General features: G+C 72.6%; 16 protein-coding genes. 11 read left to right on the forward strand and 5 right to left on the reverse strand.

Features of this window, described 5'->3' with window-relative positions; translation table 11 throughout:
* Positions 1-983 (reverse strand): serine hydrolase (locus ACFZDA_RS21410; protein ID WP_391083646.1); only part of this gene is annotated, 983 nt, incomplete at its 3' end.
* Between the two features lie 184 nt (positions 984-1,167).
* Here ACFZDA_RS21410 and ACFZDA_RS21415 point away from each other — a divergent pair.
* The 8 genes from ACFZDA_RS21415 (at position 1,168) to ACFZDA_RS21450 (ending at position 16,346) form a co-directional block, all read left to right on the forward strand.
* Positions 1,168-3,195, forward strand: coding sequence for a protein kinase (locus ACFZDA_RS21415; RefSeq protein ID WP_391083649.1), 2,028 nt, complete (start codon positions 1,168-1,170; stop codon positions 3,193-3,195).
* A 152-nt stretch (positions 3,196-3,347) separates the two neighbouring features.
* On the forward strand, positions 3,348-5,921 hold the full coding sequence (locus ACFZDA_RS21420; RefSeq protein WP_391084579.1) for a protein kinase: 2,574 nt from the start codon (positions 3,348-3,350) through the stop codon (positions 5,919-5,921).
* A 167-nt stretch (positions 5,922-6,088) separates the two neighbouring features.
* The gene (locus ACFZDA_RS21425) at positions 6,089-7,951 is read left to right on the forward strand and encodes a protein kinase (protein ID WP_391083652.1); all 1,863 of its coding nucleotides are present in this window, start codon (positions 6,089-6,091) and stop codon (positions 7,949-7,951) included.
* Positions 7,952-8,026: 75 nt separating this feature from the next.
* Positions 8,027-9,229: a protein kinase gene (locus tag ACFZDA_RS21430; protein ID WP_391083656.1), complete on the forward strand. Its 1,203-nt coding sequence runs from the start codon at positions 8,027-8,029 to the stop codon at positions 9,227-9,229.
* A gap of 128 nt (positions 9,230-9,357) precedes the next feature.
* A complete protein-coding gene (locus tag ACFZDA_RS21435; RefSeq protein WP_391083659.1) occupies positions 9,358-10,992 on the forward strand; it encodes a protein kinase in 1,635 nt (544 codons plus the stop codon).
* A gap of 61 nt (positions 10,993-11,053) precedes the next feature.
* Complete coding sequence (locus tag ACFZDA_RS21440; RefSeq protein ID WP_391083662.1) at positions 11,054-12,775, forward strand: protein kinase; 1,722 nt, start codon at positions 11,054-11,056, stop codon at positions 12,773-12,775.
* Positions 12,776-12,912: 137 nt separating this feature from the next.
* Positions 12,913-14,541, forward strand: a complete 1,629-nt coding sequence (locus ACFZDA_RS21445) for a succinic semialdehyde dehydrogenase (RefSeq protein ID WP_391083665.1) — start codon at positions 12,913-12,915, stop codon at positions 14,539-14,541.
* 17 nt (positions 14,542-14,558) lie between these two features.
* Positions 14,559-16,346 (forward strand): GMC family oxidoreductase N-terminal domain-containing protein, encoded by a 1,788-nt coding sequence (locus tag ACFZDA_RS21450; protein WP_391083666.1) that lies wholly within the window; start codon positions 14,559-14,561, stop codon positions 16,344-16,346.
* A gap of 91 nt (positions 16,347-16,437) precedes the next feature.
* On the opposite strand, the gene ACFZDA_RS21455 is transcribed toward ACFZDA_RS21450, so the two are convergent.
* Positions 16,438-17,424, reverse strand: a complete 987-nt coding sequence (locus ACFZDA_RS21455) for an LAETG motif-containing sortase-dependent surface protein (protein ID WP_391083668.1) — start codon at positions 17,422-17,424, stop codon at positions 16,438-16,440.
* Between the two features lie 214 nt (positions 17,425-17,638).
* On the opposite strand from ACFZDA_RS21455, the gene ACFZDA_RS21460 reads away from it, so the two are divergent.
* Complete coding sequence (locus tag ACFZDA_RS21460) at positions 17,639-18,772, forward strand: hypothetical protein (protein ID WP_391083671.1); 1,134 nt, start codon at positions 17,639-17,641, stop codon at positions 18,770-18,772.
* Positions 18,773-19,371: 599 nt separating this feature from the next.
* On the opposite strand, the gene ACFZDA_RS21465 is transcribed toward ACFZDA_RS21460, so the two are convergent.
* On the reverse strand, positions 19,372-19,653 hold the full coding sequence (locus ACFZDA_RS21465; RefSeq protein ID WP_391083674.1) for a chorismate mutase: 282 nt from the start codon (positions 19,651-19,653) through the stop codon (positions 19,372-19,374).
* 327 nt (positions 19,654-19,980) lie between these two features.
* On the opposite strand from ACFZDA_RS21465, the gene guaA reads away from it, so the two are divergent.
* Positions 19,981-21,561 carry a glutamine-hydrolyzing GMP synthase gene (gene guaA, locus ACFZDA_RS21470; protein WP_391083677.1) on the forward strand — a complete coding sequence of 527 codons (1,581 nt, stop codon included), beginning with the start codon at positions 19,981-19,983 and terminating at the stop codon, positions 21,559-21,561.
* A 12-nt stretch (positions 21,562-21,573) separates the two neighbouring features.
* On the opposite strand, the gene ACFZDA_RS21475 is transcribed toward guaA, so the two are convergent.
* Positions 21,574-22,047, reverse strand: coding sequence for a pyridoxamine 5'-phosphate oxidase family protein (locus tag ACFZDA_RS21475; protein WP_391083680.1), 474 nt, complete (start codon positions 22,045-22,047; stop codon positions 21,574-21,576).
* Between the two features lie 261 nt (positions 22,048-22,308).
* On the opposite strand from ACFZDA_RS21475, the gene ACFZDA_RS21480 reads away from it, so the two are divergent.
* Positions 22,309-23,103, forward strand: a complete 795-nt coding sequence (locus ACFZDA_RS21480; RefSeq protein WP_391083684.1) for a class II aldolase/adducin family protein — start codon at positions 22,309-22,311, stop codon at positions 23,101-23,103.
* A gap of 10 nt (positions 23,104-23,113) precedes the next feature.
* Here the strand turns inward: ACFZDA_RS21480 and ACFZDA_RS21485 are convergent, their stop codons facing one another.
* Positions 23,114-24,010: a DUF4429 domain-containing protein gene (locus ACFZDA_RS21485; protein ID WP_391083686.1), complete on the reverse strand. Its 897-nt coding sequence runs from the start codon at positions 24,008-24,010 to the stop codon at positions 23,114-23,116.
* Positions 24,011-24,057: the final 47 nt, after the last annotated feature.

Raw genomic sequence — 24,057 nt, forward strand, 5'->3', positions numbered from 1 at the left:
ATCGCGTCCGTGTTCACGCGGAAGGTGAGGACACGCCGGCCGTCGACGGTGGCTGCGGTGCGCACATAGCTGCCGGATATGTGCCCGTTGTGCCCCCACACCGTCGTGCCGCACGGCAGTTTCTCGGGAAACAGGCCCATGCCGTACACGCCATGTGCGGCCCGGGTGTCGAGCATCTCGCGCAGCCAGCGCGAGGGCAGCAGCCGCCCGCCGAGCAGGGCCGAGTAGAAGCGGTCCAGATCGTCGAGCGTGGTCACCAACTCGCCCGCGGCGCCGGCCACCCGCGGGTCGAGATCGGTGACGTCGGTTCCGTCGGCGGCGTAGGCGCGGCCGTGCGGAGAGGGGAGCGAGGAGCGTGATCCGGGGAAGGAGGTGCCCGTCAGACGCAGGGGAGTGATGATGCGGCGCTCGGTCTCGGTGGCGTACGAGTGGCCGGTGGCCTGCTGGACGACCAGGCCGAGCAGGACGTAGTTGGTGTTCGAGTAGGAGAAGCGGCCGCGGGCGGCCGGGGGGTGGGTGAGTGCGATGCGTACGGCCTGACGGGGTGTGACGGGTGCGGTTCCGCGGGTCTGCGCGGTGTAGTCGTACAGGCCGCTGGTGTGGGTGAGCAGGGAGCGCAGGGTCAGCGCGCGGCCGTCGTTGCCCGCTCCCCGCACCAGGCCCGGCAGGTGCTGCTCCACGGTGTCGGACAGCGACAGCCGGTGCTCGGCGGCCAGTTGCAGCACGACCGTCGCGATGAACGTCTTCGTGACGCTGCCGGCGCGGAAGTGGTCCGACCGGGCGATTCCCTGCCCGGCGTGGGCATAGCGGGTGGTTGTCCCCTCCTGGGCGAGCAGGGCCGCGGCCGGTGCCCTGCCCTGGGTCACCAGCAGTGGGAGCACCGCGTCCGCCGGCGGAGCCGAGAGAGCCGACGAGTCGGCCGGAAGCAGGCCGAGGAGGGCCACGGACACAGGCAGGGCCAGCAAGGTCCGAAAGGGCGGCACGCGGGCTCCTCCCTGGTCGGGGCGTCGGGGGCCCATCATGCAAGGCGGCGCGCCGGGCGCCGCGCCCGGGTCCCGGGTGGGCGCGCCTGAGGGGGCGTTTCACCAGGGGGCCCCTGGGGCGCTGGGCACTTGTCGGGTGAGAGACAATGGAGGCTCTGTCAGGGCGGGTTGTATGAGGGGACGCATGTCGGAGGCGGAGCGGGCGGGCACATCTCGTCAGGACACTCGTCAGGACAACAGGGAGCGTCTCCTCGCGGGGCGTTACCGGCTGGGCGAGGTGCTCGGCCGCGGGGGCATGGGCACGGTGTGGCGGGCCCAGGACGAGACCCTGGGACGGACGGTCGCCGTCAAGGAGCTGCGGTTCCCGTCGAACATCGACGAGGAGGAGAAGCGGCGGCTGATCACGCGGACGCTGCGCGAGGCCAAGGCGATCGCGCGGATCCGCAACAACAGCGCCGTGACGGTCTTCGACGTGGTCCAGGAGGACGACCGGCCCTGGATCGTGATGGAGCTCGTCGAGGGCAAGTCGCTCGCCGAGGTCATCCGGGAGGACGGCCTCCTCGAACCGAAGCGGGCCGCCGAGGTCGGGCTCGCCGTGCTGGACGTGCTGCGGTCCGCGCACCGCGAGGGCATCCTGCACCGCGACGTGAAGCCGTCGAACGTGCTGATCGCCGAGGACGGCCGGGTCGTGCTCACGGACTTCGGCATCGCCCAGGTCGAGGGCGACCCGTCCATCACCTCGACCGGCATGCTCGTCGGCGCGCCCTCCTACATCTCCCCGGAGCGGGCGCGCGGGCACAAGCCGGGCCGGGCGGCCGACCTGTGGTCGCTCGGCGGGCTGCTGTACGCGGCGGTGGAGGGCACACCGCCGTACGACAAGGGGTCGGCCATAGCGACGCTCACGGCGGTGATGACCGAGCCGTTGGAGGAGCCGAAGAACGCCGGCCCGCTGAAGGACGTCATCCACGGGCTGCTCAACAAGGACCCCGCCCAGCGGCTCGACGACGCGGGCGCCCGGGCGATGCTGAACGCGGTCATCCACGCCCCCGCGCCGGCCGAGCCGGAGCCGATGGACGCGACGAAGGTGGTGCCGCTGCCGGCGCAGCCGGACAAGTCCTCGCGCAAGGGCAGTTCGGCGGGTTCCGGGAGCAAGCGGAGCGAGGAGCCGGGGGAGCGGCTGCGCGGGGCGCTGCGATCCGTGCGCAAGGCCGCCGCGGGGACGGCCGGGGCGTCGGCCGCGTCCCGGACCGGGTCCGAGGACGGCACGGCCTCTTCCGGACCGGAGGGCGCGAAGGCCGGGGCCGGGGACGCCGGTGCGTCCGTGGCGGCGCCGGGCCCGGCCTCGGGTTCGGCGCCGGCCTCGGGGGCGGCTGCCGGGGCCGGTGCACAGGGGGCGAAGGCGACCGCCGGGGGCCAGAGCTCGGGGTGGCCCGTCATGCCGCGGCCGGACCTGCCGCCGCGTCCCGCTCCCCGGGCGCCGCTCACCGATGTGGTGCCGCGGCGGACCATGATGATCATCGCTGCGGTCGTGGTGCTGGCCGTGATCGGCACGGTGCTCGCCATCGCGCTCAGCGGAGACGGCAAGGGCTCGAAGGGGGCCGCCGGCGGGAACGGCGGCAAGGCCGTCGCCACCGCGTCCACCAGCACCGACACCAAGGGCGACAAGAGCGACGGCACGCGCACCGACAGCGCGGCGTCGCAGCCCGCCTCGTCGGCGCCGGCCGCGAACGGCACGCCCAGCGGCAAGGCGAGCGAGTCCTCCGGCGGTGGCAAGGGCACCGCCGCGGTGTCGACGCACCAGGGCGGTCAGGGGTACTCGATCGGGCTGCCGAAGGGGTGGAAGTACCGGTCCACGGGTGCCGCGGGCGACCGGTTCACCGGGCCCGACGGGCAGAAGCTGCTCATCGCCTGGACGTCCACGCCCAAGGGCGACCCGGTGGCGGACTGGAAGAACCAGGAGCGCTACATGGTGCGCGCGCAGTACAAGAAGATCCGCATAGAGCAGGTGGACTACCGCGACTGGAACACGGCCGACTGGGAGTTCACCTACGTGGAGAACGGCACCAGGTACCGGACCATCGACCGGGGTTTCGTCGTCGACGACCGGCAGGGCTACGCGCTGATGTACACGGCGAAAGCGGCCGACTGGGGCGGTGACCTGCGCAGGCAGGCCTGGCGGACGCTGACCAGGACCTTCGAACCCAAGTCCTGAGCATGAGCGGCCCCGGGTTTGGGGAGTGAGATCTGGCATCCCCCCATGCGGGCTGCCTGCGGCACGTATCGTAAATGTTTGCGGACCGTGCGCAGCCGGAACGGACCGTGAGGCGAACGGATGTGACCGACCAGGCTGCCGGGGGAGGCATCGTGGACGACTATGCGGGACGGGTGCTCGCCGACCGCTACCGCCTGCCGCTGCCGCCGTCCGACGAGTACGAACTCACCGAGTCCCGGGCCTTCGACACCTACAGCGGCCAGGAAGTCCTGGTCAGGGCAGTGCCGTTGCCGGAAGTGGTCGAGGCGGAGGTCCTCGACGCGGAGGGGCTGCCCGACGGCTTCACGGCACGTGACGGTGGCGCGCGCAGGCCCGGCGCCCGTGCGGGGACCCGGCGGCCCACGGACCCGGTGGTACGGCGTGCGGTCGAGGCCGCGCAGGCCGCGGCGGCCATCCCCGACCATCCCCGGCTCGACCAGGTCTTCGACGTGTTCGCCGAGGGCGGTTCGCTGTGGATCGTCAGTGAGCTGGTGGCCGCGCGTCCGCTGGCGGCGCTGCTCGCCGAGAAACCGCTGACGCCGTACCGGGCGGCCGAGGTGGCCTCCGACGTCCTCATGGCGCTGCGGGTGCTGCACGGGCACGGCTGGGTGCACCGGAACATCACCGCGCGGACGGTCCTCGTCTGCGACGACGGCCGCGTGATGCTGACCGGACTGGCGGTGGGCGCGGCGGAAGAGGCGCTGTGCGGGTACGACCCGGTTCCGGTTCCGGCCTTCGGTGAGCCCGGCCGGGAGACCGGTGGCGCCGGGACGGTCGAAGCCACCGGCGGCCCGGGCGGTGCCGGAGGCTCAGGAGCCACCGGCGGCCCGGGCGTTGTCGGCGGCCCGGGCGGCGGTGGCGGCCCGGGTGTTGCCGGTGGTCCGGGCGGCGGTGGCGCGGGTGATCCCGAGGCCGCGCGGCGGGCCGCCATAGAGGCTCGGGAGGCCCGGGGACTGCCCGCGGCCGGAGCCGACGCGGGCAGTGGGAGCTCGCCCGTGCCCGCCCGCAGGAGCGCGGAGGACAGTGAGGACCCGCGAGCCGCGCGAGCCGGGGCGATCGCGGCCTACCGGGCGGGTGCCCGGGCCGCGGCCCGGGTCCAGGAGACGCAGAACGGCCGGGCGGCGCTGCCCGGCGCCCGCCCCGCCCCGGACGGCGGCCCCGGGCCCCACGGCAACGGCTCGGCGCAGTCGCCGTATGTCCCAGGCCAGAGCACGGGGCCCGGCGGGACGGCGCCGGGGCAGATAGCCGACCCCTACGGCGTGGATGGCGCCCCCCGGCCGACCGCCTGGCACGGCGCCACGCCCCGCGGCGGTACGGGCGGCGCGCCCTCGCCGCAGGGGCAGGAGCAGACGGCGCTCCCCCCGGCCCCGGACCCCGCCGCCCCCGGCGAGCCCACCCGGTGGGACGACCTGGTCGCCCACACCCCCGCGCCCCGGCGCGGTCCGGCCACGGCGCTGGCCGCCGAGCGGGCGCGGCAGGCGCGGATGGCCGTGGTGGGACCCGTGACGGAGCGCTGGGCGCCGGAGCAGGCCGGACCCGTGCACGAGAACTGGCAGTTGGCCGCGCCGATCGGTCCCGCCACCGACCTGTGGGCGCTCGGCGCGCTGCTCTTCCGGGCCGTGCAGGGGCATGCGCCCTACCCGGAGGAGTCGACGGCAGAGCTGGTGCAGATGGTGTGCGCGGAACCGCCCGCCTACGCCGAGGAGTGCGGGCCGCTCAGGCCGGTCGTGGAGTCGCTGCTGCGTCAGGACCCGACCGAGCGCCTCGACTTCGAGGAACTGCGCGGCTGGCTGCGCTCGCTGGTGCGCTCGGCGCCCGAGCCGGAGGCCGGTGTGCACGTCATCGCGGCGCCGCCCGCCGACGCGAGCCGGCTGCCCGTCGTACGGCGCCGGGGGGAGCTCGTGCGCAGGCGGCGGGCCGGACTGCCCGCGCACCACGGTCGGCACAAGCGGGCCAAGGAGGAGTCCCGCTCGCCGCACCGCCTCGGCCGCACCCTGCTCCTGCTCGTCCTGCTCGTGATGGCCGCGGCGATCGCCTACGCCATGGTCTTCATGCCCAAGTCGCAGACCGGCGGCGCGCAGGGCACGGACCGCACCGGTGCCGCCGGAGAGGCCGGCCCGGCACCCGAGCCGGAGGCCAGCGGCGAGCCCCGGACCGAGCGGACGTCGCCCGAGCCGGAGAAGAGCCCGTCGACATCGGCGGGTTCCACGCAGACGCAGACCACCGGCCCCGAGGTCGCCGACGGCTTCACCCTGCGCAAGGACGCGGCGGGCTTCCAGGTCGCCGTCGCCAAGGGCTGGGACCGCACCACGCGGGGCGGCGGCCAGGTCGTCTACGCGAAGGGCGACTTCCAGCTCATCGTCGTACCGGGCCGGGACAGCGCGTCGGAGTACGGCAGCGATCCGATGGTCTACCAGCGGGAGAAGGAGCGCGAGTTGCAGCCGTACCGCGACTCCAGCTGGGCCACCTCCACAGGGCTGAAGACGATCGAGGTGGGCGGGCGGACGATGGCCGAGGGGCAGTTCACGTGGAGCGGCGACGACGGGGGCGAGCTGTATGTGCGCAATCTCGCGATGCTGGTCGGCGGGCGGTACCACGTGGTCCAGGTGCGCGGCCCGGAATCCGAACGGGACGAGGTGACGCGACTGTACGAGCAGGCGGCGGCGACGTACCGGGCCACGAAATGATCTTCTGACCCGGCGGCCGTGCGCTGCGGTTCACCTCACCGTTGACTCCCGTCCCAGGAGGCGACAACCGTCACAGTGCGGTCACCGTGGTACCCCGCTTGTTCCCTGAGGAAGGGCGGGTCCTTACGCTGACCCTGTCAAGACCATTGCGGGGCAACGTGAATCAGATGCAGGGCCTGCTCGTCGCGGGCCGCTACCGGCTCGCCGACTCCATCGGCAGTGGCGGCATGGGACGGGTATGGCGAGCACATGACGAGGTGCTGCACCGGTCCGTCGCCATCAAGGAGCTGACGGCCGCCCTCTACGTCTCCGAGAGCGAGCAGGCCATCCTGCTGGCGCGCACCCGGGCCGAGGCCAGGGCCGCCGCGCGGATCAACCACTCCGCGGTCGTCACGGTGCACGACGTGCTGGAGCACGACGGCCGTCCGTGGATCGTGATGGAGCTGGTCGAGGGCCGCTCCCTGGCCGACGCGGTCAAGGAGGAGGGGCGCGTCGAGCCGCGCGAGGCGGCGCGTATCGGCATGTGGGTGCTGCGGGCCCTGCGCGCGGCGCACACCGCCGGCGTCCTGCACCGCGACGTCAAGCCGGGCAACGTCCTCCTCGCCCGGGACGGGCGTGTCCTGCTCACCGACTTCGGCATCGCCCAGATCGAGGGCGACACCACCATCACCCGGACCGGAGAGGTCGTCGGCTCGGTCGACTACCTGGCGCCCGAGCGCGTGCGCGGCCACGACCCGGGCCCGTCCTCCGACCTGTGGGCACTCGGCGCGACGCTCTACACGGCGGTCGAGGGCCGCTCGCCGTTCCGCCGCACCACCCCGCTGACCACCATGCAGGCCGTGGTCGAGGAGGAAGCCGCCGAGCTTCAGCACGCGGACGCGCTCACGCCGGTCATCACCGCCCTGCTGCGCAAGGACCCGGCCACCCGGCCCGACGCGTCCGAAGCCGAGCAGATGCTCGCCGAGGCGGCGGAGGGGCGGCGGCCGAGCGGGGCGCAGGCGTATGTGCCGACGCAGTACGGAGGGTCGTCGCAGTACCGGGACGCGCACAGCGGGACGAGCCCGTCCGGTACGAACCGCTCCGGTACGAACCGCTCCGGTACGTACCCGTCCGGTACGTATGCGTCCGGCGCGAATCCTCAGGGTACGTACCAGTCCGGTCCGGGTACGGCCGGCACCGGCACGCCCGGCAGGGGCACGGCCCGCACGCACGAGGCCGGTACCGGCTCGGGGTCGCACACCGGGACGCCGCTCCCGCCGCTGGCCGGGACGCCCGCCGACGGGAGGCCGACGGCCGGCACCGCCACGGCCGGGGCCTTTGCCACCGGGCACGGGACGTCCGGTTCCACCATGGTCGGCCCGACGGCGGCGGGTCAGCAGTCGCCCGGTTCAGGCCGGCGCCGCCGGTTGCGCACCCTCGCCCTCGTCGTCGCTCTCGCGGCCATCATCGGCGGAGGTACCGCGGTCGTGCTCCAGCAGTGGAACGAGAGCCGGCAGACGCCGGGTGCCGTATCGGACTCGCCCGGTACGACCAATGCGGAGCGGCCCGGGGGCTCGGTGCCCGCCGACTGGACCCGCCGCGACGACCCCGTGGGTTTCAGCCTCTACCTGCCCAAGGGCTGGAAGCGCCAGACCTTCGGCCCGCAGGGCGAGCTCAAGCAGATCGACTACACGCCCGACGGCGGCCGGCACTTCGTCCGGATCGCCGTCGACACCTCCCCGGACTTCGCCGACCCGTACGCCCATCAGCTCGACCTGGAACAGCAGTTGCAGCGGCTGGTCGACTACAAGCGCGTGAAACTGGAGCGCAACGTCTACCGGGACCGGGACGGCGCGCTCTGGGAGTACACCTGGACCGCGCAGGCGAAGGACACCAAGTTCCCCGGTCCGCGCAGGGCCATCGAGGAGACGTACGTCGCCCGCGACGGCACCGAGTACGCGCTCTACGTATCGGCGCCCGCGCGGGACTGGCCGAAGGCGCGCAAGCAGTTCACGGCGCTGCTGCAGGGCTGGCACGAGAAGACCCCCTGACACCGGGCCATGTGTTTCGGCCACCCGTGGGCCGCCGCCCCGGAGCCCGTCGCTCCGTTGGGGCATGATGGCCGCATGGGGACCGAGGGACACAGCATGCGTGTCATCGCGGGCCGTTACCGGCTCGAGGCGAGGCTCGGGCGCGGTGGCATGGGCGTGGTCTGGCGGGCGACCGACCAACTGCTCGGCCGGGGCGTGGCCGTCAAGGAGCTCCCCTTCGACGAGACGCTCTCCGCGGCGGAAGCGCGCCGGCAGCGGGACCGCACGCTGCGCGAGGCGCGGGCCGTCGCCCAGCTGAGCCATCCGCACATCATCGTCGTCCACGATGTCGTCGAGGACGACGAACGACCGTACATCGTCATGGAGTTGATCGAGGGCGGCACGCTCGCCGACCGGCTCGCCACCGAAGGCCCGGTCGACGCCGCCGAGGCCGCACGGATCGGCATCGCCCTGCTCGGCGCGCTGCGCGCCGCGCACGCCGCCGGGGTGCTGCACCGCGACCTCAAGCCCGACAACGTGCTGCTGGAGGCCGGTACCGACCGGGTCGTCCTCACCGACTTCGGCATCGCCCAGGTCGCGGGCGCCCCCACGCTCACCGAGAACGGGTCCTTCGTCGGCTCGCCCGAGTACACCGCGCCCGAGCGGATGTCCGGAGTCAGGACCGGGCCCGAGTCGGACCTGTGGTCGCTGGGCGCGCTGCTGTGCGCGGCCCTCAGCGGCGAGTCGCCGTTCCACCGCGACTCGCTGGGCGGCGTCCTGCACGCGGTCGTCGTCGGCGACATCCGCCCGCCCGCACAGGCCGGGCCGCTCCTGCCCGTCGTACAGGGCCTGCTGGAGCGCGATCCGGACCGGCGGCTGGACGCGGACCGGGCGCAGCGGATGCTACGGGCGTTCCGCGAGACGGGCAGTACCCCGCAGGCTCCGCCGCCCGGGTTCGAGCCGACGGTGCGGGACGTCCCCTACGGACGGCCGCAGGACAGCGCCGGTCAGCAACCGCCGCCGATGGATCTGCCCGGTCCGGACCACCGGTACGAGCAGTTGCTCCGGCAGCCCACGCGCCGGGTGCTCGTGGCCGCGCTGCTGGTCGCCGCGATGGCCGGGGCGGGTGTGTCGGCGGCGGCGCTGCTCACGGACGAGGGCGGCGGGGACGGCGGCCGCACTCCGAAGAGCTCGGCGCCGAGGACGCCTTCGGCCGGTCCGTCCTCCCACGGCACGCGCACGCCGAGCCCTCCCGCGGCCGGCACCGCCACCACCGCTGCCGTCACACCCTCGCCCTGACACGGCGTGCGGCCGATGAGCCCCGTACCGGCATAAAGGGGAGATATGCCCCAGGGTGCGTCACGGGTCTGTGACCGGGACGCGTCCGTGCTGGCGGCGCAAGAGCTTGGCGCGATATTCATGATCCCATGAGCAGCGACGGGGGAGCCCGATCCGGGGCCGACGAACCAACGAGTTTCGCTCTGCAACCGCCGAATCCGCCGGCACCGGTACCGGGAAACCCGTACGCGACGCCCACCCAGGTCGTGCCGCACCGGTCTGCGGCAGCGGGCCAGGATCCCGGAGCCGGGCGGCTCATCGCCGGGCGTTACCGGCTGATCGCCAAGCTCGGGCACGGCGGCATGGGCACGGTGTGGCGCGCCAAGGACGAGACGGTGGACCGGGAGGTCGCCGTCAAGGAGCCCCGTGTCCCGGAGCATCTTCCCGAACGCGAACGCGCCAATGCCTTCGAGCGGATGCGCCGCGAGGCACGTGCGGCGGCCCGGCTCGACCACCCGGCGGTGGTCGGCGTCCACGACGTCGCGGTCGTGGAGGGACAGCCGTGGATCGTGATGGAGCTCGTGCCGGGCCGTTCGCTGGGCGACGCGCTGCAGGAGGGCACCCTGTCGGCGCGCGAGGCGGCCCGGATCGGACTGGAGGTGCTCGGCGCGTTGGAGGCCGCGCACGCGGCGGGCATCCTGCACCGCGATGTGAAACCGGACAATGTGCTGCTCGGCCGCTACGACCGGGTCGTCCTCACCGACTTCGGCATCGCGCAGATCGAGGGCGAGACCAGCCTGACCGACACCGGCGGCTTCGTCGGCTCGCCCGAGTACATCGCGCCAGAGCGGGTGCTGGGCCAGCGCCCGGGCCCGGCCAGCGACCTGTGGTCCCTCGGCGTGGTGCTGTACGCGGCGACGGAGGGCGTCTCGCCGTTCCGCCGCAGCAACACCCCCGCCACGCTCCAGTCCGTCCTCAACGCCACCCCCGCGCCGCCCGCCTCCGCCCATGGCCCGCTCGCCGAGGCCATCACGAGCCTGCTGGACAAGGACCCGGCCCGCCGCCCGGACGCCGCCCGGGTGCGTGCCCTGCTGGAGGCCGCCGCGAACCCGCCCGCCGTCCAGGCCACGCAGGTCGTTCCCATGACGGGCGGTGAGGGGCGAAGACTCCGGCTCGGCCGAAAGGGGTGGGCCGGACTGGGCGCGGCGGTCGTCGCGGCGGCGGTGACGGCGTACCTGGTGCTCGCGAACCCGTTCGCCGGGCCGCTGCCCGAGGGCTGGACGACACGCCAGGAGAAGGACCTCGCCGCGTCGCTGGCCGTCCCCGGCGGCTACCAGCGGAGCGTGCCCGACCGGCAGTCCGACCAGGGGCACTCGGTCACGTACACCGACTGGAGCGGCAGCATCTGGATCGGCCTGACGCTCGACAGGAAGTCCGAGGACACCGGCCGCACCATCGCCGGCTCCGCGGCGGCCGAGATGTACGACGACGACGGTGGGTTCAAGGACAGCGGCAAGTACAGCCTGGACATGCCCGCGCACCCGAAGACGGACCCCGAGGAGGCCACGTACCGGGGGAAGAAGGCCGCCGAGACCACCGTCAGGTACGACACCGACGACACCGAGAACCCCCGCCCCCGCGAGCTCAGGATCTTCTACTACCGGACCGCCGGCGGCGACATGTACAAGCTCACCGTCAGCTACCCGGGCAAGGGCGACTTCACGAAGCGCGGGCACGAGGTGGCGGACACGGCGATCGCGAACCTGGACATCGACGGGACCTGAACGGGCGTCCCGGCACTGCCTCGCGTCGACAAGGAGCCGCCCTGCGGGGTACTGATGGGGCATGAGCAACGACGGGGGCGGGACGGGCGCCCAGGGCCGGCCGGTCGGTGGGCGGTACCGGCTGATCGAGCGTATCGGCTCCGGCGGGACGGGCACCGTCTGGCGGGCCTACGACGAGCTCGTGCAGCGGGAAGTCGCCGTCAAGCAGCCCCGGTTGCCGGGCGACCCGGGCGATCCGGAGGACGACAGCCGCCGGCGTGCCGCCCACCGGCTCTACCGCGAGGCCCGCGCCGCCGCCCGCGTCGACCATCCCGCCGCCGTCACCATCCACGACGTGGTCGTCGAGCCGGAGCGCCGGCCGGACCTCCGCGCCGGGCGGACCGCTCGCCCCGTCCGGCTCGGACGCGACGGACTGGACGCGCTCGACGCGGTGCTCGACGGACTGCCGTGGATCGTCATGGAGTTGGTGCCGGGCGAGTCCCTGCAGGAGGTGCTCCGGCGCGGCCCGGTCGAGGTGGGCGAAGCCGCCCGGATCGGCCTCGCCGTCCTCGGCGCACTGCGTGCCGCGCACTCCGTCGGCATCGTGCACCGGGACGTGAAACCGGCCAATGTGCTGCTGGGCCCGGACCAGCGGGTGGTCCTCACCGATTTCGGCACCGCCCATGTGCAGGGCGAGGAAGCGCTCACGGCCGGCGGGGAGTTCGTCGGCTCGCTGGAGTTCGTCGCGCCCGAGCGGATGTCCGGCCGCATCGCCGGGCCCGCGTCCGACCTGTGGTCCCTGGGCGTACTGCTGTACGCGGCCGTCGAGGGGACGTCCCCGTTCCGCCGGGACACGCCGCAGGCCACACTCGCCGCGATCCTCGCCCCCGAGCCGCCCGCGCCGCCGCGGGCAGGACCGCTCGGGCCGCTGATCACACGGCTGCTGGTGCGGGACCCCGAAGAGCGGCCGGACGCCGAGGAGGTCGCGAAGGCGCTGGAGGCGGTGGCCGGGCCGTGGCCGGCGGCGGAGGAGATACCGAGGAAGACACAGCAGGCCGCGGACATACGGGAGTTCTCGGGTGGAGCGGACACACGGGAGTCCCCAGGCGTACGGGAGTCCCCAGGCGTACGGGGGCCCTCGGGCATGCGGGGGCCCTCGGGCATGCGGGAATACTCGGATGCACGGGATTCTCCAGGTGCTGACGACCACGCGACGCGGAACCACCCCGCACCCCCGAAGCGCCAGAACCTCCTCCGCCCCGGCCCCTTCGCCCTGATGAGCGCACTGCTCGCCGGCGGCATGGGCGCCGCCGCCCACCTCGGCGACACCAGCGGCGCGGAGACCGCCGATGCGATGGAGACCTTGACCCCGCACCGCGATCCGGACCTGGCGGCCGTACTCCATCTCCCGAGCCGCTACCGCGAACTCGACCGGACCGGCAGCGTGACCGACCAGCCCCGCACGGTGCTCTACGGCGACGAACAGGGCGGCACCGTCCAGGTCCGCCTCCTCCTCTGGGACCGGGCACCGGGCTCCCCGATGGACCAGCTCCACAACGCACCCGTCGTTCGGGGGGACACGCGGTACACCCGCACCAGCGTCCAGGGTTACGAGGCCGCCCTCGCCGACACCACCTACCGCCTGGACGACCACCCCAGGCGGATCATGCGGGTGGTGATCCACACCGACGACGACCGCATGTACGAACTGCGCGTCGACATGCCCAGGGGCACGCCCGAGGAGCAGGAGGGCACCTCGGTGTTCGAGGGCGCCCGGGACCGGCTCGGGATCGTAAAAGGCTGAATCACACCTACTGATCACTGCCCAACGGCCTGATCAGGGCGTTCATTGCCAGCAGCCACTGGCGAGGTGTGTGCACTCGGTGAAGCCGTATTACCGACGGGTACCCAAAGGCTCCCCCGGGGCATACCCTGCGCCTCATGACGGACGCGCACGCCCCGGAGAAGACCGGCACGGCACAGGCCGGCACCAACCCCCTCGCCCCCGCCCCGGAGGGCGCCCGCACCGCCGCGGACGTGGTCACCCCCGAGCTGGTCGCCCAGCTCACCAAGGGTGTGGCCGGCTCCGGCCGGACCGCCAACCACACGCCGTTCACCGGCGAGAAGCTGGCCGACCTTCCCGAGTCGACGCCCGAGGACGTGGCGCGGGCCTTCGAACTGGCCCGCGCCGCCCAGGCCGTGTGGGAGCAGACCCCGGTACGGCAGCGTGCCGCCGTCCTGCTGCGCTTCCACGACCTGGTGCTGGAGCGCCAGGCCGAGGTGCTCGACCTGATCCAGCTGGAGACGGGCAAGGCCCGGCTGCACGCCCACGAGGAGGTCCAGGCCGTCGCGGTCGCCGCCCGGCACTACGGCCGCAGGGCCCCCGCCTACCTCCGCCCGAAGCGGCACGCCGGCGCCATGCCGACCCTCACCAAGGTCACCGAACTGCGCCACCCGCGCGGTGTCATCGGTCAGATAGCCCCCTGGAACTACCCCCTGGAACTGTCGGTCGGCGACGCGCTCCCCGCCTTCGCCGCGGGCAACGCGGTCGTCATGAAGCCCGACACGGAGACCTGCCTGACCGCCCTGTGGGCGCGTGACCTGCTCATCGAGGCCGGTCTGCCCGCCGATGTCTTCCAGGTCGTCCTCGGCGACGGCCCGGTCGTCGGCCCGGAGGTCGTACGGCACGCCGACTACGTCTCCTTCACCGGCTCCACCCGCACCGGCCGCGAGGTCGCCCGGGGCGCCGCCGCCCGGCTGGTCGGCGTCTCCCTCGAACTCGGCGGCAAGAACGCCATGCTGGTGCTGGAGGACGCCGACATCGAGAAGGCGGCGGCCGGCGCCGTCCGCGCCTGCTTCTCCTCGGCGGGCCAGCTGTGCATCTCCATCGAGCGGCTGTACGTCCACGAGTCGGTCGCGGACGCCTTCCTGGAGCGCTTCGCCGCCCGCACGAAGGCCATCCGCCTCGGCACGTCCCTGGCGTACGGCGCCGACATGGGCTCCCTGGTCGGCGAACGCCAGCTTCAGACCGTCACCCGGCATGTGGAGGAGGCGGTCGCCAAGGGCGCGAAGGTGGTCGCGGGCGGCGTGGCCCGTCCGGACATCGGCCCGTACTTCTTCGAGCCCACGATCCTCGACGGGGTCGCCCCCGACATGTCCGTCTGCACGGAGGAGACCTTCGGCCCGGTCGTCTCGGTCTACCGCTTCACGGACGAGGACGAGGCGATCGAGCGCGCCAACGCCACGGCGTACGGCCTCAACTCCTCGGTCTGGACGAAGAACGCCCGCCGCGGCCGGGAGGTCGCCGCCCGGCTGCGCACCGGCACCGTCAACATCAACGAGGGCTACGCCCCCGCCTACGGCAGCGTCCAGTCGCCCATGGGAGGCATGAAGGACTCCGGCCTCGGCCGCCGCCACGGCGCCGAGGGCATCCTCAAGTACACCGAGGCCCAGACGGTCGCCCACCAGCGAGTCCTGCCGATGGCCCCCTCGCTGGGCATGGACGACGAGAAGTACGCCCAGTTCATGAGCAGGAGCCTGCGCCTGATGAAGGCATTCCGGTTCCGGTGACGCAGCGAGGAGAGCACGTGCCTCAGGACGCTTACGACTACGACGTCATCGTCGTCGGCTCCGGATTCGGCGGCTCGGTGACCGCCCTCCGCCTCACCGAGAAGGGCTACAAGGTCGGAGTCCTGGAAGCCGGCCGCCGCTTCACCCGCGAGACCCTCCCCAAGAACTCCTGGGACCTCAAGAACTATCTCTGGGCGCCGAAGCTCGGCATGTACGGCATCCAGCGCATCCACCTCCTGGGCAATGTCATGGTCCTGGCGGGAGCGGGCGTCGGCGGCGGCTCCCTCAACTACGCCAACACCCTCTACGTCCCGCCCAAGCCGTTCTTCGAGGACCCCCAGTGGCGGGACATCACCAACTGGCAGGAGGAGCTCAAGCCGTACTACGACCAGGCCCGCCGCATGCTCGGCGTACGGCTCAACCCGACCATGACCCCGTCCGACGTGCACCTGAGGGCCGCCGCCGAGCGCATGGGCTGCGGCGACACCTTCCACCTCGCCCCGGTCGGCGTCTTCTTCGGCGACGGCGAGGACGCGGACGGCACGGCGAAGGCGAAACCGGGCCAGGAGATGCCCGACCCGTACTTCGGCGGGGCGGGCCCGGCCCGCAGGGCCTGCGTGGAGTGCGGCGAGTGCATGACCGGCTGCCGCCACGGCGCGAAGAACACCCTCAACGAGAACTACCTGTACCTCGCCGAGAAGGCCGGAGCGGTCGTCCACCCCCTGACGACGGTCGTCTCGGTCACCGACGACTCGCGCGGCGGCTACGCCGTTGCCACCCTGCCCACCGACGACCGCCGCAAGGCCGAGGGCCGGACCTACCGGGCCCGCCAGGTCGTCCTCGCCGCCGGCACGTACGGCACCCAGACGCTGCTGCACCGTATGAAGGCCGGCGGCCGGCTGCCGTACCTCTCGGACAAGCTGGGCGGGCTGACCCGCACCAACTCCGAGGCCCTGGTCGGCGCCCAGACCGACGACCGGCGCTACCGCAAGGCGCACGGCGCGCCGAAGGCCGACTTCACACGGGGCGTGGCCATCACGTCCTCGATCCACCCGGACGAGAACACCCACATCGAGCCGGTCCGCTACGGCAAGGGCTCCAACTCGATGGGCAGCCTGTCGATCCTTCAGGTCCCGTACGCCGGGAGCGGCTCGGGTACCTCACGGGTCCTGGGCTTCCTCGCGCACGCGGCGAAACACCCCTTGCTGGTCCTGCGCTCCCTGTCGAACCGCCGCTGGTCGGAGCGGACCATCATCGGCCTGGTGATGCAGTCGCTGGACAACTCCCTGACGACGTACCTGAAACCGTCGGGCGTCGGCCGCGGCCTGCTCACCGCCCGCCAGGGCCACGGAGCCCCCAACCCCAAGCAGATCAAGGCGGCCACGGAGGGCGCGTCGGCACTCGCCGCCGAGATCAACGGCTTCGCGGGCTCCAACGTCGGCGAACTGATGGGCACCCCGCTCACGGCCCACTTCCTGGGCGGCTGCCCGATCGGCGACTCCCGCGAGACCGGCGTGATCGACCCGTACCACCGCCTCTACGGCCACCCCGGCATCTCGGTCGTCGACGGCGCCGCGGTCTCCGCCAACCTGGGCGTCAACCCGTCCCTCACCATCACCGCCCAGGCCGAACGGGCCATGTCGTTCTGGCCCAACAAGGGCGAACCCGACCCGCGACCGCGGCAGGGCGCGGCCTACGAGCGTCTCCAGCCGGTCGAGCCGAAGTTCCCGGCGGTCCCGGCGGACGCGTTCGGCGCGCTGCGGCTGCCGTTCCTGGGCCTGCCGGCGGTACCGCCGAAGAGCTGAGCGGACAGCGGACAGCAGAAGAGGGACCTGCGCCCCCCTCCGAGCGCAGGTCCCTCTTCATGTGGTGCGACGGCCGGGCGGCCGCTGTGGCTTACGCCTGGACGCCGGCCTTGCGGCGACGCACGACGAAGATCGCGCCGGCACCGGCGACGACCGCGGCACCGCCGACGAGGCTGATCATCGGCAGCGCGGAGCTGGAGCCGGTCTCGGCGAGGCTGCCGGTGACCTCCGGCGTGTCGCCGCTCGGCTTGTCGTCGGTGACGGGCGCCTTGCCGCCTTCCTGCGGCTTGGTGCCGCCGGTGTCCGTACCGGCCGAGACGATCTGGAACTTGTACGAGACGTCGCCGAAGCCGGTGCACTCGGCGTCGTTGTCGCCGTAGATCGTCGCGCCGAGCGAGAAGCCGGCGCCGACCGGGGCGGACGGCTTGACGTTGAGGCGCAGCGGGATGTTGACCTCGTAGTCGGGCTTCAGCTCGTCGGTGTAGCCGACGTAACCGACCGCGTAGCCGCCCTCGTTGAGGTCGACCCAGACCTTGTCCTGGGGGTCCCAGGCCTGGAGCTGGACCTGCTTGCTGGAGAACAGCTCCTCGCCGTTCTTGTCGGGGGAGGCCCCGGCGAAGAAGTCGAGGTCGTTGAGCGTGGAGTCGGAGTTGTTGAGCACGTTCAGCGAGAACTTGTGCCAGCCGCTGCCCGCCGCGATCTTGCCGGGCAGGCCGGAGATGCTGACGTCGACCTTGGTGTCCTCGCAGACCGAGGGCTCGGGGTCGGGGGACTCCGACTCCTCGGGCTCGGAGGCGGACGGGGTCGGCGAGGACGGGCTCGCGGACGTGCTCGGCGATGACGACGTCTCGGGAGCGGACGGGCTCGCGGACGTGCTCGGCGAGGACGACGTCTCGGGAGCCGACGGGCTCGCGGACGTGCTCGGCGAGGACGACGTCTCGGGAGCCGACTCGCTCACGGACGTGCTCGGCGTGGGTGTCGTTTCGCCGGTCGCGTACGCGGCCGGTGCCGCGAGCAGTGCGACCGGGGCTATGGCCGCCGTGGCGGCCGCTGCTGCCATGGCGCGGCGAAGCTTCATGAAGACCTCGGAGAGTCCGGGCGTACCGCGGGTGCGGTACGAACGTTGAGGGAGGCCTCCGCGTGTGGGGCGCGGGCGTGGCCCTTGGTTCGGCAGGTTTGATCCGCGAGACCTGTGAATGGTTGTGCTGGCATTCACAGAATTCTTATGTGGGCTGAGTCACAGCCAAGACCTTCTTGTGAAGGCGCCTCCCACACGCTTAGATCTTGGCTTCGTGTCTGAAAAGCCGTCCGACGACGAGCCGTCGGCCTCGGAGATCCCCGACGACGTCTGGGAACAGTTCATCCGCGACGCCGAGCGGGACAGCCGTGCCTCCGCCCCGAAGGAGCCGTCCGCACGCGCGCGCATGGTGACCGAGCGGCTGCGGCAACAGGAAGCCCGGGGCGAGTTGCCGCCCGGGTGGCGGACGGGCCCGGCCTGGCAGGAGATGAACGGCACAGGCGCACGGCGCCGCAAGCTGTGGGCCGTGCTCGGCGTGCCCCTCGCCGTCGCCGTGGCGTTGGTGGCGCTGAAACCGTCGCTGCTGCCCGGCGACCCCTTCGGCGCGGACGAGTCGCCCGCCGCCTCACCGCTGCCCGACGAGACCGCGGCCCCCAGTACCGCGCCCGAGGCGTCGGACCCCGAAACCCCCACCCTGGACAAGCCGTTCGCCGGTTCCCCGGCGCTGCGCTGGGCCGACGGCGAGGCCGGCATCGTGCTGCCCGAGGCCGAAGCCGTCGGACCGGTCCCCAAGGACCGCGTGGAGCAGGCCCTGAAGCTGACGAAGAAGCTGCTGGTGGGCGCCAACCTCGACCCGAAGACAGTGCGCGGCGCACACCCCGGGGCCGCGCTCTCCGTGCTCGATCCCAAGCAGCCGGACGTCCTGGACAACCTCGGCACCGCCCTGCGCTCCCCGAGCCGGAAGCACGACCCGGTGACGCTGTTCAGCCGCTTCGACCCCGACGAGGTGCGCCCGGTCGGCGACGTCATCAAGACCCGCGGCCGCATGACGTTCGAGAAGGGATCGCAAGGGGGCGTGGCCGTGCACGCCGACTACACCTTCGTCTACCCGGTCGTACGGGCCGACGGCCCCACCGAGGTCACCCGCACCATCGTGCGCCGGGTGCTCGACGTCGAACTCGCCGACCCCGCGCGGTACCGGGTGACCGAGGGCCGGCTGCTGCTCATGGCGTACGACCAGGAGATCGGCAACTCCTCCTGCGACGTCTACGACGGCTATCTGCACCCGGGGTTCCCGTCGAGCGATCCCTCAGGCGCGGCGCCGAGCGGCCCGACGACGGATCCGTACGACCGGAGCAAGGACATCGACCGCGACGCGGACGCGTGCGGGACGGTGTCGCGCACCTGACGGCCCTGAGGGACGGCCGGCACGGGACGACTGGCGGCACAGAGCGAAGGGCCCCGCGGGGTGGAGCCGCGGGGCCCTTCTTCTCGTCAGCACCGACGTCAGGGCAGCGCCGGTGCCTGGAAGCGGCGCCGGGGGGTGCGCCGCTGGTCTGTACCTCTGGCAATGGGGCAATGCGAATGCCGGGGAAGGGACTTGGGCTGTCTACGCATCGTGCTGGATGAACGCGGCGCCCGCAACCGTTCGACCCGGTTCTGTGCATTTTTGCAAGGTCCGCCGGCCGGCCCCGGGCGTCCCCGGGGCCGGCCGTTCCCTTGGGTGACCGGGCTGCTGTCCCCTGCCGTCCGGTCACTTTCCTGGAGCGAGGTCCCACGACGCACGGCACGATCCGTACGTCTCATCGCTCCAGCGAGCCACGCGTGGTTCTCTCGGGCCCGCGCCTGGCCGGCACGGACACCGGGACCAACGAAGCGGCCCTCGGGCCGGTCACGCGCCGTACGGGTGAGAAGGGGACGCACGTCTGTCCTGGGAACGGGGATTCAGGTCCGGTTCCCGTCTCGGGAAGGGGGATGCCGATGCGGCCCCGTCCTGGGAAGGGGCATTCAGATCCGGCCCCGGCACAACTCCAGGAGGGTCATCGCGAGGGCCGTGCCCGGCTTGCCCAGCGCCTCTCGGTAGCGGCCGAGGACCTCCATCTCGCGGGAGAGGTTCACGCGCCGGCCCCCGGAGGAGATCCGTGCCTCCTGGATGACGGCGGAGACGGCCGCCCGTTCCTGGATCAGGCCGATGATGCGGTCGTCCAGCGTGTCGATGCGCTCACGCGCGCCGGTGATCACGCCGGCGGCCTCGGGCGTACGGGCGCCGGTCACGTCGGTGGCGTTCATGGGGGCTCCTTGTCGTCGAGGGATGCCCCGGAGCGGCAAGGCCCGGACGACGGCAGACGCCCCGGACCTTGTCGGCCCGGGGCGCCTGGGAAGTCGCTTGTCAGTTGCTCAAGCAGCACGACCATGGCAGCCGGCGGGCCGGATGCCATAGGTAAAGAGGAACGTCTGGTGCTGGAGCATGCGCCAAGTATGCCCCGCTCCCCGGAGGCGTCCAACACGGTTCGCATCCTGAGACGGCCCCACCCCCCGGCGCCCGGACGACGCCCCCCTGCACCCCGGTAGAATCGGGTCGCACAAGACCCCCGCCCCACCGCCGGAAGGCACCCTGTGTCATCAGCGACTCCCGCTGCCAGCGCCGCCGACACCGTCCTGGTCGTCGACTTCGGCGCGCAGTACGCCCAGCTCATCGCCCGTCGTGTCCGCGAGGCGCGGGTCTACAGCGAGATCGTGCCGAGCACCATGCCGGTCGCCGAGATGCTCGCCAAGAACCCCGCGGCGATCATCCTCTCCGGCGGCCCCTCGTCGGTGTACGAGGAGGGCGCGCCCAGCCTGGACCGCGAGATCTTCGAGGCCGGCGTCCCCGTCTTCGGCATGTGCTACGGCTTCCAGCTCATGGCACGGAGCCTCGGCGGCACCGTCGACAACACCGGAGCCCGCGAGTACGGCCGCACCGACCTGCACGTCTCCAAGCCGTCCTCCACCCTCTTCGAGGGCACCCCCGCCGAGCAGGCCGTCTGGATGTCGCACGGCGACGCCTGCTCCGCAGCCCCCGAGGGCTTCTCCGTGACGGCCTCCACGGACGTCGTGCCGGTCGCCGCGTTCGAGAACGACGAGAAGAAGCTGTACGGCGTCCAGTACCACCCCGAGGTGATGCACTCCACGCACGGGCAGCAGGTGCTGGAGCACTTCCTGTACCGGGGCGCGGGCCTGACCCCGTCCTGGACCACGGGCAGCGTGATCGAGGAGCAGGTCGCCGCCATCCGTGAGCAGGTCGGCGACAAGCGCGCCATCTGCGGGCTTTCCGGCGGCGTGGACTCCGCGGTCGCCGCGGCCCTCGTCCAGAAGGCCATCGGCTCCCAGCTGACCTGCGTGTACGTCGATCACGGCCTGATGCGCAAGGGCGAGACCGAGCAGGTCGAGAAGGACTTCGTGGCCGCGACCGGCGTGCAACTGAAGGTCGTGGACGCCGAGGAGCGGTTCCTCAAGGCGCTCTCCGGGGTCTCCGACCCCGAGGAGAAGCGGAAGATCATCGGCCGGGAGTTCATCCGGGTCTTCGAGCAGGCCCAGGCCGAGATCATCGCGGACGAGGGCCCGGCGGTGGAGTTCCTCGTCCAGGGCACCCTCTACCCCGACGTGGTCGAGTCCGGCGGCGGCACCGGCACCGCCAACATCAAGTCCCACCACAACGTCGGCGGCCTCCCCGAGGACCTCGAGTTCCAGCTGATCGAGCCGCTGCGCAAGCTCTTCAAGGACGAGGTCCGCATGGTCGGCCAGGAGCTCGGCCTGCCGGACGAGATCGTCCAGCGCCAGCCCTTCCCCGGCCCCGGCCTCGGTATCCGGATCGTCGGCGAGGTCACCAAGGAGCGCCTGGACCTGCTGCGCGAGGCCGACGCCATCGCCCGCGAGGAGCTGACGGCGGCCGGCCTCGACCGGGACATCTGGCAGTGCCCGGTGGTCCTCCTGGCGGACGTCCGCAGCGTCGGCGTCCAGGGCGACGGCCGTACGTACGGCCACCCGATCGTCCTGCGGCCCGTCTCCTCCGAGGACGCGATGACCGCCGACTGGTCGCGGCTGCCGTACGACGTCCTCGCGAGGATCTCGACCCGGATCACCAACGAGGTGCGCGACATCAACCGCGTCGTCCTCGACGTCACCTCGAAGCCGCCGGGGACGATCGAGTGGGAGTGACCCTGGTGACCCCTACGTGCGCTTGATCGTGCGCAGGGGCTCGCCGGGCGTCCAGATCTGGACGACGAGGTACTTGTCGTCCTCGACGCAGGTCCGTACGACCTCCGTGAGCTCGGTACGGAAGAGGTGGAACGGCTCCGGCGGTTCCACCTCTTCGACGTAGCGCGCCTTGGTCTCCACGTCGTCGATCTCGATCGCCCGCCCGCTGATCCGGACGTCACCGCCGCCCATGCCCGTGCCCTCCCCGGGGTTCGCCTGGAGCGCGAAGCGCGGGTCGCGGCGCAGATCGAGCGCCTTGAGCGAGTCCGGCATCATGCCGAGCCACAGCTCGCCGTTCAGGAACCGCACCTCCAGGCCGCTGGTGCGCGGCGAGCCGTCCTTCCGGAGGGTGGCGAGGACGTGGTGGGTGTAGGCGCCGAAGCGCTTCTCGACGGTGCCGGCCATGTCCGGTTCGGTGGTGGCGAAAGCCGCCCAGTTCACTGTCATACGGAGAGTCTGGCGCCGAAATCCGACATCCTCTGTCGGCTATTCGTGGGGTCGGGGAGACCGGAGGCGAAGGGGGTGCGCACGGGTGGTCACCGGTGCGCACCGGTGCTCAGGGGTGCTCGCGGGTGCGCATGGGTACGTACGGGTACTCACGAGGCGTTCGCCGGGGCGCTCGCCTCATCTTCACGAAACGGTTCTGTTCTTCCCGGCCCGACCGGCGGTAGCTTCCGCCCCGTACGTAGCACCAGCGCTGGAGGACCTATGCACGGGCCCACCCCGCCCCTGCCGCTGCCCACCGACCGGCTGCGGTTCGCGATGCCGCCCATGCACGAGTCGGTGGAGGACGAACGCCGGCACCGCAAGGAACGGCTCGCGGGCGCCCTGCGGATCTTCGGACGGCTCGGCTACGAGGACGGTGTGTCCGGGCACATCACCGCCCGCGACCCCGAGTACACCGACTGCTTCTGGGTCAACCCGTTCGGGATGCCCTTCCGGCACGTCACCGTGAGCGACCTGGTGCTCGCCAACCAGGACGGCCAGGTCGTCGAGGGCGGCTACCACGTCAACCAGGCCGCCTTCACCGTGCACGCCCAGGTCCACGCCGCCCGCCCCGACGTGGTCGCCGTCGCCCACTGCCACTCGGTGCACGGCCGGGCACTCGCCGCCCTCGGTGAACTCCTGGAGCCGATCACCCAGGAGAGCTGCGCCTTCTACGAGGACCACGCCCTCTACGACGCCTACACCGGCGTCGCCGTCGACGCCGTGGAGGGGCGGCGCATCGCGGCCGCGCTCGGCTCCCGCAAGGCGCTCGTGCTGCGCAACCACGGGCTGCTGACCGTCGGCGACTCGGTGGACGCCGCCGCCTGGTGGTTCGTGTCGATGGAACGCTGCTGCCAGGTGCAGCTGACGGCCCAGGCCGCCGGGCGGCCGGTCCGCATCGACCACCGGATGGCGGTGGCGACGCGGGAGCAGTTGGGGGGCGACCTGGTGGCGTGGATCAACTACCAGCCGATGTGGCGGGAGGTCAGCCGGAGCGAGCCGGATCTGCTGGACTGAGCGACCGGCTTCAGAAACCGCGGAGCACCACTGCCTTCGTCCTGGCGAACTCCTCGTCGGTGAGCACACCGTCCCGGTACAGCTCTCCCAACTCGCGCAGGCGGCGCAGCAGGACGTCATGGTGGTCGGCCGCGGGCGGGACGGCGGGGGCCGGGCGCGGGCCGGGCGCGCCGTCCTCGTGGTGGTCGGCCGCGGTGCGGGCGGACGGGTGCGGCAGCCGGGCGGTGACCGCCGTCGCGACGAGCGCGGTCAGCAGGTCGCGGCGGACGCTGCCCCACAGGTCCAGGGCGTACGGGTCCTTCTCCGGCGGCAGTTTCGAGAACACCGTCTCGCGGGTCACGAAGCGCACAGAGCCGTCCTCGTGGCCCAAGTTCGGCAGCCACTCGACCCGCACCAGGTCGCGCAGGTCGATGATGCGCGGGCCGGTGGCGCGTTTGACCCGCTCGGAGGTGTCGGCCCAGTCGATCCGTACCCGGGTCCCGTCGAAGGAGACCGTCCCGTCGGAGGAGCGCACCGACACCGGAACCGGCGGGCCGGGCAGCAGATAGGCCTTCGCCGGTTCCTTCGGGACCTGGTCGAGAAGCAGCGCGCGGCGGATCTCCTCGGCGACGTACTCGGCGATCCCCGTCCGGTCGACGTCCACCGCCAGCCGGTACGGATCGGCCGCGTCCGGCAGCCGCCCGCCGGTCGCCTGGAGCAGCGGGTCGGCGCCCTCCCGCAGCCGCAACCGGAGCCGTCCGCGTCTGCGATCCGGTTCGAGGACGACACCCGAGACCGCCTCGAGCGGCACGGCGATCTCTCCGTACGTCTGCCGGAACAGCGGCACCGAGCGGTGCAGACCGGGCGTGATCCGGACCGTACTGCCGTCGAAGGCCCAGGTCCCGTCACGCTGGATGATCTCGGCCATAAGGGAATTCTCGCAGCCGGGTCAACACGGCGCGCCGAACTTCACCC

This window comes from Streptomyces sp. NPDC007991 (assembly GCF_042958445.1).
Taxonomy (GTDB): Bacteria; Actinomycetota; Actinomycetes; order Streptomycetales; family Streptomycetaceae; genus Streptomyces.